This is a genomic window from Streptomyces sp. CNZ287, from assembly GCF_007827615.1.
In genome coordinates this window covers 196479-210014 of record NZ_VISV01000011.1, presented here as the reverse complement: position 1 = coordinate 210014, position 13536 = coordinate 196479, and the positions used below count along the sequence as shown (strand labels likewise).

Here is a 13536-nt window from a genome sequence, read left to right as displayed (position 1 = left end):
CGCGCCGTTCCGCTAGAGCGCCCTGAGCAGCACCGCGGGATGCTCGACGCAGTCGGCCACGTACCGCAGGAAGCCGCCCGCCGTGCCGCCGTCGCACACCCGGTGGTCGAACGTGAACGACAGCTCCACCACGCGCCGTACCGCCAACTCGCCGCCGTACACCCACGGCTTCTCCGCGATCCGCCCCACGCCGAGCATGCCCGCCTCGGGGTGGTTGAGGATCGGGGTCGAGCCGTCGACGCCGAAGACTCCGTAGTTGTTCAGGGTGAACGTGCCGCCGGTCAGCTCCGCGGGCGTCAGCGTGCCGGCCCGTGCCGCCTCCGTCAGCCGCGCCATCTCCGCGGAGAGGCGCTCGGCGGAGAGCGCGTGCGCGTCGCGTACGACCGGGACGACGAGCCCGCGGTCCGTCTGCGCGGCGAACCCGAGGTGGACGGCGGGCAGCCGGACTATCTCCCGGCCTTGCACCGTGGAGTTCAACTCGGGGTAGCGCGCGAGCGCGGCGGTGCAGACACGGCCCAGCAGCGCGAGCAGCGACACCGCGGGGCGGTCCCCCGCCGCGGCGTTCATCGCCCGCCGGGCATCGAGCAGTTCCGTCGCGTCGGCGTCCACCCAGCACGTGACGTCGGGGATCTCCCGGCGGCTGCGCGACAGCTTGTCGGCGATGGCCCCGCGCACTCCCCGCAGCGGCACCCGCTCGCCCTCGGCGAGCCCACCACCCGGGGCCACGGCCCCGGCCTTCCCGGGACCGGCGGTACTGGCCCCGGCAACGGCTGCCCCGTCATCGACGGCCGTACGTCCCGCAGCCGCGGCGGCACCGCGCCCCGCGGGCGTTCCGGCCCGTACCGCGGCCTCGACGTCGGCGCGCAGGATCAGCCCGTGCGGCCCACTGCCGGTGATCGCGCGCAGGTCGAGGCCGGACTCCCGGGCGATCCGCCGCACCAGCGGCGAGATGACCGCCACCGGCCCGTCCGCCGGGACCGCGGGCGCCTTCGCGCCCCGCGGTGCCGGCGCGCCCGCTCCGGGACGGACCGGGCCGCCGCCGAGGGCGGTTCGCCCGGCACCGGCGCTCCGCCGCCGCCTGCGCGCACCGCCGGCGCTCGTGCCGTAGCCGACGAGGACGTTTCCCGAGCCGCCCGTCTCCTCCCCGGCGAACTCCGCCGCGGCCCGCGCGTCGGCCACCGCGCCGTCGTCCGCGCCCGCCGGGCCGCCGTCCGCCGCACCGGCGCTGCGGATCCTGTCCTCGATCCGGTCCCGGTATCCGCCACCGGACCCGGACCCAGGCCCGGGCCCGGGCCCGGTGCCGGCCTCCACCGCCACCGTGACCAGCACGGACCCCACCGGCACCTCCGTGCCCGGGTCGCCGTGGCGGGCGGTGACCACGCCCCCGTAGGGGCACGGCACCTCGACCATCGCCTTGGCCGTCTCCACCTCCACCACCGGCTGGTCGACGGCGATGACGTCGCCCACGTCCACCAGCCAGGTGACGATCTCCGCCTCCGTCAGGCCCTCCCCCAGGTCGGGCAGCGCGAACTCGCGGACCTCCGGCATCAGCCGCCCTCCGTCCACTCGGCCTCCCACTGCAGCCGCGACACCGCGTCCAGCACGCGGTCCACGCCCGGCAGGTGGTGCTTCTCCAGCATCGGCGGCGGGTACGGGATGTCGAGGCCGGCGACGCGCAGCACGGGCGCCTCCAGGTAGTGGAAGCACCGCTCGCCGATGCGGGCGGCGATCTCACCGCCGGGGCCGGCGAAGCCGGGCGACTCGTGGACGACGACGGCCCGGCCCGTGCGCCGTACGGACGCGGTCACCGTCTCCTCGTCGAACGGCACCAGGGAGCGCAGGTCGACGACCTCCAGGTCCCAGCCCTCCTCCCGCGCGGCCTCGGCGGCCTCCAGGCAGACCGGCACCGACGGCCCGTACGTCACGAGCGTCGCCGTCGTGCCCGGCCGGCGCACCACCGCGCGGCCGATGCCGGGCACCTCCTCGGGACGGTCCGGGTCCCAGGCGGCCTTCGACCAGTAGAGCCGCTTGGGCTCCATGAAGACCACGGGGTCGTCGGAGGCGATGGCCGCGCGCAGCAGCCCGTAGGCGTCGGCGACGGTGCCGGGCGTCACCACGTGCAGCCCGGGGGTGGCCATGTAGTACGCCTCGGAGGAGTCGCCGTGGTGCTCGACGCCGCCGATGCCGCCGCCGTACGGGACACGGATGGTCAGCGGCATCGGGGTGGCCCCCCGGGTCCGGTTGCGCATCCGGGAGACGTGGCTGACGAGCTGCTCGAACGCCGGGTACCCGAAGGCGTCGAACTGCATCTCCACCACGGGCCGCAGCCCGTACATCGCCATCCCCACCGCCGTGCCGAGGATGCCGGCCTCGGCCAGCGGGGTGTCCGCGCAGCGATCCTCGCCGAACTCCTCCGCCAGGCCCTGGGTGATGCGGAAGACGCCGCCGAGCTGCCCGACGTCCTCGCCCATGACGTGGACCGCGGGGTCGGCTGCCATGGCGTCGCGCATCGCGCGGGTGAGGGCCTGCGCCATGGTGGCGGGCTTGCGTCCGGCTGCGGTGCCGGCGACGGCCGTCGTCGTCATCGCTCGCCCTCCTCCGCCTGGAGGTCCGCCTCCAGCTCTGCGCGGAGCATGCTCTCCTCCGCGCGGAGCTGCGGGGTCGGCTCGGTGTAGACGTGCGCGAAGAGGTCCATCGGGTCCAGCTCGGCGTCGGCGTGCAGCCGCTCGCGCATGCCCGCCGCCAGCTCCTCCGCCGCCGCGCGGGCCGCTGCGGCGCCCGCCTCGTCGAGCAGCCCGCGGCCTGCCAGCTCGGCCTCCAGCAGCGCGATGGGGTCGTGCGCCCGCCAGGGCTCGACCTCGCTGTCCGTGCGGTACCGCGTGGCGTCGTCGGCGTTGGTGTGCGCGTCCATCCGGTACGTGACGGCCTCGACCAGCGTCGGGCCGCCGCCGCCCCTGGCCCGCTCGACGGCCTCGGCGAGGACCTCGTACGCGGCGACCACGTCATTGCCGTCGACGAGGCGGCCCGGCATCCCGTACCCCACGGCCTTGTGGGCGAGGGAGGGGGCGGCGGTCTGCTTGGCGAGGGGGACGGAGATCGCGAAGCCGTTGTTCTGCACGAGGAAGACCACGGGGGCGCGCCAGACGGCGGCGAAGTTCAGCGCCTCGTGAAAGTCGCCCTCGCTGGTGCCGCCGTCGCCGACCATGGCGAGGGCGACCACGTCGTCACCCTTGAGCTGCGCGGCGCGGGCGAGGCCGACCGCGTGCGGGAGCTGGGTGGCGAGGGGGGTGCACAGCGGGGCGATGCGGTGCTCCGCGGGGTCGTACCCGGTGTGCCAGTCGCCGCGGAGCAGGGTGAGGGCCTGCACGGGGTCGAGGCCGCGGGCGACGGCCGCGAGCGTGTCCCGGTAGCTGGGGAAGAGCCAGTCCTGCGGGCGCAGGGCACGGGCGGCGGCGACCTGGCAGGCTTCCTGGCCGGTCGTGGACGGGTAGACGGCCAGGCGGCCCTGCTTGGTGAGGGTGGTGGCCTGTTCGTTGTACCGCCGGCCGGTGACCAGCGCGCCGTACAGCTCGCGGAGCAGTCCGGCGTCGCTTTTCTCCGCGGCGGAGGTGCCGAGCACGCGGTACGGCTCGGGGTCGGGCAGCAGGGGGGCCGCTTCCGTACGCGGCTTCCAGGCCGGCGGGGGCGCCGGTTGGTAGGCGCGGCCGGGCTGCTCAAGAACCGTCATGACGTCCACCTCCTTGTGGGCGTGGCTGAGTCCTCATGCACTCCCTACCGATTGTTCGGTTGACGGCACATTTTGGCTACAGGGAACCCCAGCCTGTGGACAAACGGTTCTGCACAGCTTCCAATACCAGCAGGTCGTCCAGACAGGGGAGGCGGTACGGCATGGCGGAAGAACAGTTGGCAGGCGACACCCCTGACCTGCCCGCGCCCGCCCCGGCGGTGCCCGCGCCGCGCCCGCCGGCCCGCCGCCTGGACTCCGTCGACCGCGAGATCGTCCGCATCCTGCGCGCCGACGGCCGCGCCTCCGTACGCTCCGTGGCCGAGCAGGTCCACGTCTCCCGCGCCAACGCCTACGCCCGGATCAACCGCCTCATCGACGACGGCGTGATCCGCGGCTTCGCCGCCCGTATCGACCAGGAGCGGGCGGGGCAGGGGACCTCCGCGTACATCACGCTGAAGATCGTCCAGAACACCTGGCGCACCGCCCGCCGCCAGCTCGAACAACTGCCGGGCGCGGCGCACATCGCGCTCGTCGGCGGGGACTTCGACGTGCTGCTGCTGGTACACACGGAGGACAACCGCGCGCTGCGCGACCTGGTGCTGACCCGGATCCAGTCGATCCCGGAGGTGCTGTCGACGCGCACGCTGCTGGTCTTCGAGGAGACGGACGTGCAGAACGACCTGCTGAGCTGAGTACGCACCCGGAGCCCCGCCCGGGGCGGCGGACCCGCCGGGCCGTCCGCCGTCAGGTCCGCAGGCCCGCGAAGGCAAGCGTCACCACGGCCGCCGTGACCTCGGCGTCGTCGTGCGCGTTGCCCGCGCGCGGGCGGTACCACTCCGCGATCGAGTTGATCATGCCGAAGAGCAGTCGCGTGGCCAGCCGGACGTCCACGTCGGCGCGGAGGTCGCCGTCCGCCACCGCCTCCTTGAGCAGCGCCGCCACCCGGGCGTCGAACTCGCGCCGGCGCTCCATCGCCCAGCGCTCCGTCTCGGTGTTGCCGCGCACGCGCAGCAGCAGCGTCACGTACGGCAGCTCCGCCATCAGCACCGCGGTCGTGCCCCGGGCCACGGCCTCCAGCCGGTCCACCGCCCGGCCGGTGCGCGCCGCGGGCTCGTCGAGGACGCCGAAGAGGCCGTCGAGCGCCCGGCTGACCGCCCGGTGCAGCAGTTCCTCCTTGCCGCGCACGTGGTGGTATATCGAGGACTTGGAGATGCCCGCGGCGCGCGAGAGGTGTTCCATCGAGGTGCCGTCGTAGCCCCGCTCCAGGAAGACCTCGACGGCCACGGCGAGCAGCGTCTCAGGGGTGTACGTGTCCCGTTTCGCGCCGCTCTGCGCGCCTGTCCGCCTGCTCTCGGCCACTTATCCACAGCCTCTCTTGCCCCGACCGATCATTCGGTTACTCTAGCCGCGAAGCCCGTTTTCCGCCCAGCTCGACGAGGAGTTGGTTCCGCATGCCCGCCCCCCTCACGCCCGACGCGCTCGCCGAGAAGCACCGCCCGATCCTGGACCAGGCGCTGGACGCGATCCGCACCCGCGCCTTCTGGTCGCCGCACCCCGAGCACCCGAAGGCGTACGGCGAGAGCGCGCCCGCGGACGGCCAGGCGGCCTTCGAGGCGCTGCGCGGCACCCGTATCGACCTCAGCCAGCCCGGCACGGACGGCTGGGCGGGGGACGAGGTCTCGCCGTTCGGGCTGGAGCTGGGGATCACGTATCCGCACGCGGACCCCGACGTGCTGCTGCCCGTGATGCGGGCGGCGACGGGGGCGTGGCGTCAGGCCGGGCCCGAGCTGCGGGCGCTGGTCTGCCTGGAGATCCTGGCCCGGATCAGCGCCCGCACCCACGAGTTCGCGCACGCGGTGATGCACACGTCGGGCCAGGCGTTCATGATGGCGTTCCAGGCCGGCGGGCCGCACGCGCAGGACCGCGGCCTGGAGGCCGTCGCGTACGCGTATGCGGAGCAGAGCCGCACGCCGCTGGTCGCCGAGTGGTCCAAGCCGCAGGGCAAGCGGGACCCGCTGCACCTGCGCAAGACCTTCACGGCCGTGCCGCGCGGCGTCGCGCTGCTCGTGGGGTGCAACACGTTCCCGACGTGGAACGGCTATCCCGGCCTCTTCGCCTCCCTGGCGACGGGGAACGCGGTGCTAGTCAAGCCGCACCCGCGGGCCGTGCTGCCGCTGGCTCTGACCGTGCAGGCCGCCCGCGAGGTGCTGGCGGAGGCCGGCTTCGACCCGAACCTGGTGTGCCTCACCGCCGAGCGGGACGGCGAGGGCGTGGCCAAGTCGCTGGCGCTGCACCCCGAGATCAGGATCGTGGACTACACCGGCTCGTCCGCCTTCGGCGAGTGGCTGGAGGAGAACGCCCGCCAGGCGCAGGTCTACACGGAGAAGGCCGGGGTCAACACGGTCGTGGTCGACTCCACCGACGACTACCGCGGCATGCTCGCCAACCTCGCCTTCTCCCTCTCGCTCTACAGCGGCCAGATGTGCACCACCCCGCAGAACCTGCTGATCCCCCGCGACGGCATCGACACCGACCAGGGCCGCAAGTCGTACGACGAGGTGGTCGCCGGCCTCGCCGCCGCGGTCGACAAGCTCCTCGGCGACGACGAGCGGGCGGCGGCGCTGCTCGGCGCGATCGTCAACCCGGGGGTGAGGGAGCGGCTGGAGGCGGCCCCGGGGCTCGGCGAAGTCGCCCTGGCCACCCGGGCGGTGGTCCACCCGGAGTTCCCCGGGGCCACGGTGCGCACGCCGGTGATCGTCAAGCTCGACGGCGCGAAGCCGGAGGCCGAGGCGGCGTATATGGAAGAGTGCTTCGGCCCGGTGTCGTTCGCGGTCGCGGTCGACTCGACGGGCGACGCGGTGGAGCTGCTGCGGCGCACGATCCGCGAGAAGGGCGCCATGACGGTCGGGGCGTACACGACGTCGACGGAGGTGGAGCGCCAGATCGAGGAGGCGTGCCTGGAGGAGCCGGCTCAGTTGTCCTTCAACCTCACCGGCGGGGTGTATGTGAACCAGACCGCGGCCTTCTCCGACTTCCACGGCTCGGGCGGCAACCCGGCTGCGAGCGCGGCGCTGACGGACGGCGCGTTCGTGGCGAACCGCTTCCGGATGGTGGAGGTCCGCCGCCCCGCGTAGCGCTACTGCGGTCGTTCAGGCCCCGGATTCCCCGCTTGGACACCACACGCACGTAGTGGTCAGGACTTCGCCGCCGCGGGCTTCTCCGGTCGGCGGGGGACGGTCCCGGTCGTGCCGGAGTGGCCGAATACCGTCCGAGACAGGAGCACGGGCCCGTCACGACAGCGTGTAGGTGTCCGACCGTCCTCCCACGCCGCCCCAGCTGATGGTGAGGACGTCGTCAGCGCAGGAGAAGAAGCCGTCGGAGAGCTTGAGGTTGCTGCGGGACGGGTCGACGCCGTCGCCGTTTGTATACTGGGTGATCTTTCCTTTCTTCTGGATGAAGGTAACCATCAGACCGGTCTCGTCTTCTTTGATGCCGTACCGGAACGCGATGGTACCGTTCTGTTTTCCATGAATGGGCGCCCAGGGGGCTGTATTCTCCTCGATTTCTTCATAGCTCGTTGTTGTCTTCAGGGCCTGATCAACCCTGGTCCCAGTGCCATCCGCATGGAACGTGAATACGCTCGATCCGGTGAAGCTGATATTGACACTGTGGGCATCGTGCGGCTCTTCCGTCATCTGCTTGAGCTTCCACGATCCGGGCCGGGCAAGGCATCGTTGGGCAGCGCTCGTCGCGTCGCCTCCCCCGGGGCCGGCGGCGTCGCCACCCTGGACAGCGTAGGCAACGAGAACAGCGGCGCCGACGAGGGCGATCGCCAGACCACCGAAGGCGAGCTTGCGCCGGGTTCTCCACTGCCCGGACGGTGCAGACGGACCGTGGGCGAAGGTCTCGTTGCCGGTGGGAGGGCCGTCAGACATTGTCCTGGACAATTCCTGAACGGCCTCGGACCGGGCCGGCAGAGGGGCGGGGCCCTGCGCCGGGGTGTGCTCGGTGACGACGGTGCCACGAAGGATGCGGGGGCCGTCTTCCTCCGTCTCGGGGTCCAGACCCGATTGCTCAAGTACCTCGGAGAGCATCACTCCGCGCTGTTCGCGGTCGGTGCCGATGAGGTCGAGCTGCTCGTCCATTCTGCGGTCGATCTCCTCGTCCGACATCTGCGGCTCGGGCGCGCGTTCCGGCAGGAGCGTCGGCTCGATGTCCGGGTCGGACGCGGCTTGCTGAAGCTGCTCGAAGTCCCGGTAGATCTCCTGTTGTTCCCGCATGAGCGTCGTCTGCGCCTGCTCGGCGGTATAGCGGTCGCTGCGCGCCCGCTCCAGTTCGGCCTGGACACGGGAGAGACGGAACCGCGCCCGGTCCAGGCTTCGCGCGGCCTGCGCGCGTTCCCTCTCCCGCAACTGCTCGACCTCGTGGGCGAGGTCCGCGACCCTTCTCTCCTGCCATCCGGCGAACTGGAGCAGCAGCCGGATGACGCTCTCGCTGTTCATCGCGACCGACTGGGCCTTGTACAGGGCTTCCGTGGTCTCGGTGAGCCGACGGTAGAGGCTGACCAACTCGCTGCTGGAGCTGTCCTGTGGTGGTGGGGTGCCCTCGGCAGCGGCCTTCCACAGCGCGTTCGCCTCGACCAGGAGGCGCCCGCTCCACTTGTCCGGCCGCATCCGGCGCAGCTCTTGGAGTACGTCGCGCAGGACCGGTTGGGGAATCCGCTTCGCCCCGTTGAGGTACTCCGCCCACGTCGAGCGGCTCCCGATGTGGGGAAAGTGCCCTGCAGCCTTCTTCACGGTGTCGAGCCCGAGGCTTTCGGTGATATCACACAGGAAGCGGGCTAAGGCGATCTCCGCGTCCGTGCCCTTGAACTGGCGTTCTCGCCCCACGATCTCCCCGAGGTTGTCCGGATCTGACCAGGATTTTATCCAGTCAGCGCGCTGGCCACCTGGTCTTTTCCCCGACGAGCCGACGGACAATCAGATCACTCGGCAGGCTTCGTGTCCACGTGCTCGCCATGCGCGCACAAGGCCCCTGCTGGTACGGCAGCTCCGCACCGCCACGGGCGGCTTGCAGCGGTAGGCAGTGCCCTGAGCAGCGTGGCGCGGCGTCGAAACGAGAGGAACGGATCATTGACGAGACACAACCATGTGACGACAAGGGACCCTCAGCGGCGGTGGATCACCGCCGTGGCCGCCCTCGTGGTCACGCTGGCAGGACTGGTCACGAACGTCACGATGACCGCCACGGAGGCGGAGGCCGTGAACTACGGCGACCCTCAGTCGTTCAGCTCGTACAACATGCACGGCCAGTTCCAGGGAACCGAAGGAGAGCCGGGCACTCCGGAATCCCGCTGGACAAACGCCATCCGGACACGGATGGCTGAGACCGATGTCCTGGCACTCCAGGAAGCGGGCAGCGCACCACCGGACACGGCAGGGTGGACGCAGGGTGACCCGAGGTTCGCAGACACGGGGGTAACCGAGCACATCTATCAGATGGGCACCGAATCCAGACCGCACATCGTGCACATCTACTGGGCGGACCCTGGTCAACAGCGAAACGGCTTGGCCTTTGTCACGCGACTACAGGCGGACGAGGCCGTACAGCTTCCCGTCCATTCAAGGTTCGATTCCAGGCCCATCATGGGTATTCGGCTGGGCGATTACTGGTACTTCACCGGTCATGCCAGGTCCAACGGGCCCGATGCGCCCAACGACGCCGAAGACATGATCGAGACCGCCCGGCAGTACATGCAGCGTCGAGGAGTCCCCGACCAGAACTGGATGTTCCCGGGAGACTTCAACCGCCACCCTTCCAGGCTCCCGCGTAGCTTGCAGGACCACGTCCTTGCTGCCGACGCGCCCACGCATCAAAGCGAGAACCAACTCGACTGGATCTACACGGGGCAGCCCACCAACCAGTCGATGCGCCTGAACCGGGAGGGCGTGAACTCCGACCACTTCTGGCTGAAGTACAACGTCAACGACTGCCGCAAACGCGATCTGCGCTGTCAGCAGCCGCTCTCGGGTCACACGTACCGATTCGTCTCGGCCCAGCAGCCTGATCTGGCCATGGCCCGCGGCAACCCGTCACTACTGCCGTACGGGCCGTACCCGAAGGGAGGCCCTGACTTCCAGGTGCAACTGCTGTTCACCGCCGATCCCGAGCAGTACCTGCTGGCCATCGGGGACGCATGCATCCAGCGTCACTCTTTCCGGGATACCACGATGCAGCCCTGTGACCCCGGAAACCACGACCAGCACTGGACTGTGACAGACAGTACGATTCAATCTCCTGACCTGGGTAGCTTCCTGCAACCTGGCCCCGACAACAACCTCATCTCCAGTTACGACTACTTCGCTTGGGCCGCGATGCCGTTGGAAGACAGGGCGGAAACCCCCCGCGACGAGTTGAGGAAGCGAAAGCCCGGAGACGTCGAGGAAGCAGAGCCCGATGACGCATACGACACCGATGTCGGCCAGAGCGACGACATCAGTGGTGCCGGAGAGCAGCCGGGCACGGAAGACTCCTACGCGGACGTAGAAGAGCGCACCAGCGAAAGGCTGGCTGCCACGGACGAGTAGGGGTTCGGTGAGCTAGCGGGGGAAGCCGGGCCGAATCTGGGCGTTCGGCCCGGCCGTGGGCACCAAGGTCGAGGCACGGCTCACCGCCCGGTTACGTGCTCCCAGATGTCTGAGCCGGGACTCCGGGGCCGTCCCCGGTGTCCGGGCCGTCGGTCTGGGACCAGTGGTAGAGGGTCATGGCGACGCTGGTGGCCAGGTTGTAGCTGGAGACCTGCGGGCGCATCGGGAGCGAGACGAGCCGGTCCGCGCGTGTGCGCAGGGCCGGGGAGATGCCGTGCCGTTCGGAGCCGAAGGCGAGGAGTGCGCCGGGCGGCAGGCGCAGGGTGCGCAGGTCGTCGCCGGCGGGGTCGAGGGCGTAGAGCGGGCCGGGGGCGGCGTCGGGGAGGTCGCCGAGCGGGAGGCGGGCGACGGCGGTGGCGTAGTGCAGCCCGGCGGCGCCCCGGACGGCGTGGGGGTGCCAGGGGTCGGCGTCGCCGGTGGTGACGACGCCGGTGGCGCCCATGCCGGCGGCGAGGCGGACGACGGCTCCGACGTTGCCGAGGTTGCGCGGGTTGTCGAGGACGACGACCGGCGCGGAGCGGGGCGCGCGCAGCGCGGCGCGGACGGCGGCCGGTTCCGGCCGGTCGGCCAGCGCGGCGATGCCGGTGGGGTGCCGCCGGGGCACCAGCTCGCGCAGCTCCCGGTCGGGCACCTCGGCGAGCAGGGAGTCGAGGCGGTCGGCGAGGTCGGGGGCCAGTTCACCGGCGAGCGCGCGGGCGTCGGCGCGGGAGGCGGTGACGGCGATCCGGACCCGGGCGCCGAAGCGCAGGGCGTGCTTGAGGGCGTGGAAGCCGTCGAGCAGCACGGCGCGGTCGTCCGCGGCGGCCTCGCGCCACTGCCGTACGACGTCTCCGCTCATGCGCCGAGCCTACGCGTCCCGGCCCGTCGCCCGTCCGGCGGTCTGGGGCCCCGTACGGGCCCGCGGGGCGGGCGCGTACGGAGGCCGTGGCCACGTCGAGTCCGTACCGCGTCAGGGAGCCGCGCCCGGGCGCCGTGTCCACGCCCGCGCCCGCCGTGTCCGGGCCGGGCCTGCCCACCCCGAGGCCCGCGTCCCGGTCCGCGCGCGTCCGCGTACCTCCGCGGCCCTCAGGCCCGGCCGGCGTCCGCGTGCGCTTCCGGGGAGCCCGCCTGGGCCGGGATCCCGGGGTCCGGCCGTTCGGCCTCGGGCCGCTGCGGCGGGTGCTTGTCCGGCGGGGCCGTGCCCGGCACCCTGCCGAGGAGCAGGTTCTTCAGCCCCGTGACCTTGGCGCCCGTCCACACCAGGAAGATCGTCGGCAGGAAGACCAGGTCCGCCGAGATCATCGCCGCCGAGAAGAACGGCAGCCCCATGATCACGGCGATCGACGCGTGGTCGATGATCATGACGGTCAGCAGCACGTTCTTCAGCCGGCGGTTGAAGAGCGTGAACGGGAAGGCGACCTGCACGATGACGGTGCCGTAGCCGAGCAGCATGATCACGGCCCCGTTGCCCGCCATCATGTCCGCGAGCCCCGGCCAGGGCGTGAAGTAGTCCAGCTTGAGCGGGTAGTAGACGGCGGTGCCGTCCTGCCAGCGGGTGCCCTGGACCTTGTACCAGCCGGCGGTCGCGTAGATGAAGCAGACCTGGGCCATGATCACGAGCAGCCCGGCGTTGTGCGCGAGGTTCGCCAGCACGTCGCAGACCGTCCGCGGCTCGGCGGACCTGGCGCGCCGCACCGCCCACCACACCGCGTGCGCGACCCACAGCCCCCAGAAGATCAGCGCCCAGCCCCAGGTCAGATGCCCCAGCACGGTCGCGGCGGCCAGCGCGGCTCCGGTCACCGCCCACAGCACCGTCCCGACCCGGTCCCGCGCCGGAGCGGCCGTGCCGAGCGCCGCCTGCCGCCGCGCGCGCCGCGCGTCGAGCGACCACACCTGGCCGCAGCGCGTGATCACCAGGTACGTGGCCATGAGGTGGATGACGTTGTCGCCGCCGTCGCCCATGAAGATGCTGCGGTTCTGGAGCGACAGCACGCCGATCATGAACAGCACGGACGCCGTCCGCGTCCGCCACCCCAGCAGCAGCATCACGCTGGCGGCGATGGCCAGCAGGTAGACGATCTCGAACCAGAACTCGCTGCGCGACCACATCAGCAGCGTGAACGCGTCGGTCTGGCTGATCAGCCGCTTGCCGAGGTCGTAGCTCCACGGCCCGTCGGGACCGTACAGCTCGTGCCGGTGCGGCAGTTCGCGCAGCAGGAAGCAGAGCCAGGTGAACGCGAAGCCGATGCGCACGACGGCCGTCTGGTACGGGCCGAGCGCCCGTGTCGTGACGTGGCCGAGGCCGCGGGTGAGGGCGTCCTCGAAGCGCCGGCGCAGCTCGCTCGCCGAGGGCACCTTCGGGGGCGTGGGGGGTGTGTGCGGTGCCGAGGTCACTGGGCGCTCTCCTCCCACACCTCACGGTCGCTCTCCATCAGGTCCTCCCCCGTGACGATCCACCACGGCAGCTCCCGGTAGACCGGCGCGGTGTCCCACTGCTCGCTGCTCCACGGCGGCGGCGCGATCCGCCGGCTGGTCTGCCGGAGCTGGATCTTCTCGACCCGGCCCTCGTTCAGCACCGGGCCCAGGCGCCGCATCACGATGCGCTTGACGTAGTCCTCGGCGAGGTCGGCGCGGTCGGAGATGGCGCGGTTGTCCTCGTCGTGGGTGTCGGTCCAGTAGTCCCAGCCGCGGCGCAGTTCGTTCTGCACGGTGTGGCTGGGGGCCGGGTTGCCCCTGATGTTCTCGTGGTCCATGGCGGTGAGGTCGACCCAGCCGGTCTCCTCGGTGTCGCCGCCGGGCATCCGCAACTGGGCGCGTACCTCGACGTGGATGTTCGTCTGCAGCGGGTTGGGCGCGAAGAGCCGCCAGTTCTGCTCGAACTCGGGGAAGACGATGCGGTCGATCGTCTCGTCGTGCTTCTTGCTGAGCGTGTTGGCCGGGGCGACGTGCAGGAAGCCCGCGCCCAGGTGCACGGTGACGACGCCGACCAGCACCGCGATGGCCAGGGCGACGATGATCCGCGAGACCGGCGACAGCCCGGCGACGCCGAGCACCGGCCGCGGCGAGGCCGCCGCCCCGCCCTCCGCGGGCTCCGCCTGCGCCGCCGCTTCCGCCCCCGTGACGCCCCCGCCGTCGGGTATGCCGGCGCGGCTCTCGTCCGGCTGGCGCGATTCCATAACCCCC

At 71.7% G+C, this 13536-nt stretch carries 11 protein-coding genes; 3 read left to right on the top strand and 8 right to left on the bottom strand.

Features of this window, described 5'->3' with window-relative positions:
• Positions 1-12: 12 nt before the first annotated feature.
• Genes FB457_RS21070 through pdhA form a run of 3 tightly spaced genes read right to left on the bottom strand, consistent with a single transcriptional unit; the run spans position 13 to position 3727 of the window.
• A complete protein-coding gene (locus FB457_RS21070; RefSeq protein WP_145782816.1) occupies positions 13-1548 on the bottom strand; it encodes a dihydrolipoamide acetyltransferase family protein in 1536 nt (511 codons plus the stop codon).
• Positions 1548-2585, bottom strand: coding sequence for an alpha-ketoacid dehydrogenase subunit beta (locus FB457_RS21065; RefSeq protein WP_047016841.1), 1038 nt, complete (start codon positions 2583-2585; stop codon positions 1548-1550). The genes FB457_RS21070 and FB457_RS21065 overlap by 1 nt, the downstream gene beginning before the upstream one ends.
• Positions 2582-3727 carry a pyruvate dehydrogenase (acetyl-transferring) E1 component subunit alpha gene (gene pdhA / locus FB457_RS21060; protein WP_145782815.1) on the bottom strand — a complete coding sequence of 382 codons (1146 nt, stop codon included), beginning with the start codon at positions 3725-3727 and terminating at the stop codon, positions 2582-2584. Before pdhA ends, FB457_RS21065 begins: the two co-directional genes overlap by 4 nt.
• A 161-nt stretch (positions 3728-3888) precedes the next feature.
• Here pdhA and FB457_RS21055 point away from each other — a divergent pair, with 161 nt between their 5' ends.
• Complete coding sequence (locus FB457_RS21055) at positions 3889-4419, top strand: winged helix-turn-helix transcriptional regulator (protein ID WP_145782814.1); 531 nt, start codon at positions 3889-3891, stop codon at positions 4417-4419.
• A 52-nt stretch (positions 4420-4471) separates the two neighbouring features.
• On the opposite strand, the gene FB457_RS21050 is transcribed toward FB457_RS21055, so the two are convergent.
• Positions 4472-5086 carry a TetR/AcrR family transcriptional regulator gene (locus FB457_RS21050; RefSeq protein WP_047016838.1) on the bottom strand — a complete coding sequence of 205 codons (615 nt, stop codon included), beginning with the start codon at positions 5084-5086 and terminating at the stop codon, positions 4472-4474.
• A gap of 92 nt (positions 5087-5178) precedes the next feature.
• On the opposite strand from FB457_RS21050, the gene paaN reads away from it, so the two are divergent.
• A complete protein-coding gene (gene paaN, locus FB457_RS21045) occupies positions 5179-6861 on the top strand; it encodes a phenylacetic acid degradation protein PaaN (RefSeq protein ID WP_145782812.1) in 1683 nt (560 codons plus the stop codon).
• A 156-nt stretch (positions 6862-7017) separates the two neighbouring features.
• On the opposite strand, the gene FB457_RS21040 is transcribed toward paaN, so the two are convergent.
• A complete protein-coding gene (locus FB457_RS21040) occupies positions 7018-8616 on the bottom strand; it encodes a hypothetical protein (protein ID WP_047016836.1) in 1599 nt (532 codons plus the stop codon).
• Positions 8617-8916: 300 nt separating this feature from the next.
• Here FB457_RS21040 and FB457_RS21035 point away from each other — a divergent pair, with 300 nt between their 5' ends.
• Positions 8917-10314 (top strand): endonuclease/exonuclease/phosphatase family protein, encoded by a 1398-nt coding sequence (locus FB457_RS21035; protein ID WP_145782810.1) that lies wholly within the window; start codon positions 8917-8919, stop codon positions 10312-10314.
• Positions 10315-10405: 91 nt separating this feature from the next.
• Here FB457_RS21035 and FB457_RS21030 read toward each other — a convergent pair whose 3' ends face one another.
• The 3 genes from FB457_RS21030 to FB457_RS21020 form a co-directional block, all read right to left on the bottom strand.
• On the bottom strand, positions 10406-11212 hold the full coding sequence (locus FB457_RS21030; protein ID WP_145782808.1) for a TrmH family RNA methyltransferase: 807 nt from the start codon (positions 11210-11212) through the stop codon (positions 10406-10408).
• Positions 11213-11439: 227 nt separating this feature from the next.
• Positions 11440-12747, bottom strand: a complete 1308-nt coding sequence (locus tag FB457_RS21025) for an HTTM domain-containing protein (RefSeq protein ID WP_173534861.1) — start codon at positions 12745-12747, stop codon at positions 11440-11442.
• A complete protein-coding gene (locus FB457_RS21020; RefSeq protein ID WP_047016833.1) occupies positions 12744-13529 on the bottom strand; it encodes a DUF5819 family protein in 786 nt (261 codons plus the stop codon). Before FB457_RS21020 ends, FB457_RS21025 begins: the two co-directional genes overlap by 4 nt.
• Positions 13530-13536 lie beyond the last annotated feature (7 nt).

Excerpts from the sequence above, each read along its gene's own strand:
- FB457_RS21070 (WP_145782816.1), bottom strand. The coding sequence starts at position 1,548 with ATGCCGGAGGTCCGCGAGTTCGCGCTGCCCGACCTGGGGGAGGGCCTG.
- FB457_RS21065 (WP_047016841.1), bottom strand. The coding sequence starts at position 2,585 with ATGACGACGACGGCCGTCGCCGGCACCGCAGCCGGACGCAAGCCCGCC.
- pdhA (WP_145782815.1), bottom strand. The coding sequence starts at position 3,727 with ATGACGGTTCTTGAGCAGCCCGGCCGCGCCTACCAACCGGCGCCCCCG.
- FB457_RS21055 (WP_145782814.1), top strand. The coding sequence starts at position 3,889 with ATGGCGGAAGAACAGTTGGCAGGCGACACCCCTGACCTGCCCGCGCCC.
- paaN (WP_145782812.1), top strand. The coding sequence starts at position 5,179 with ATGCCCGCCCCCCTCACGCCCGACGCGCTCGCCGAGAAGCACCGCCCG.
- FB457_RS21030 (WP_145782808.1), bottom strand. The coding sequence starts at position 11,212 with ATGAGCGGAGACGTCGTACGGCAGTGGCGCGAGGCCGCCGCGGACGAC.
- FB457_RS21020 (WP_047016833.1), bottom strand. The coding sequence starts at position 13,529 with ATGGAATCGCGCCAGCCGGACGAGAGCCGCGCCGGCATACCCGACGGC.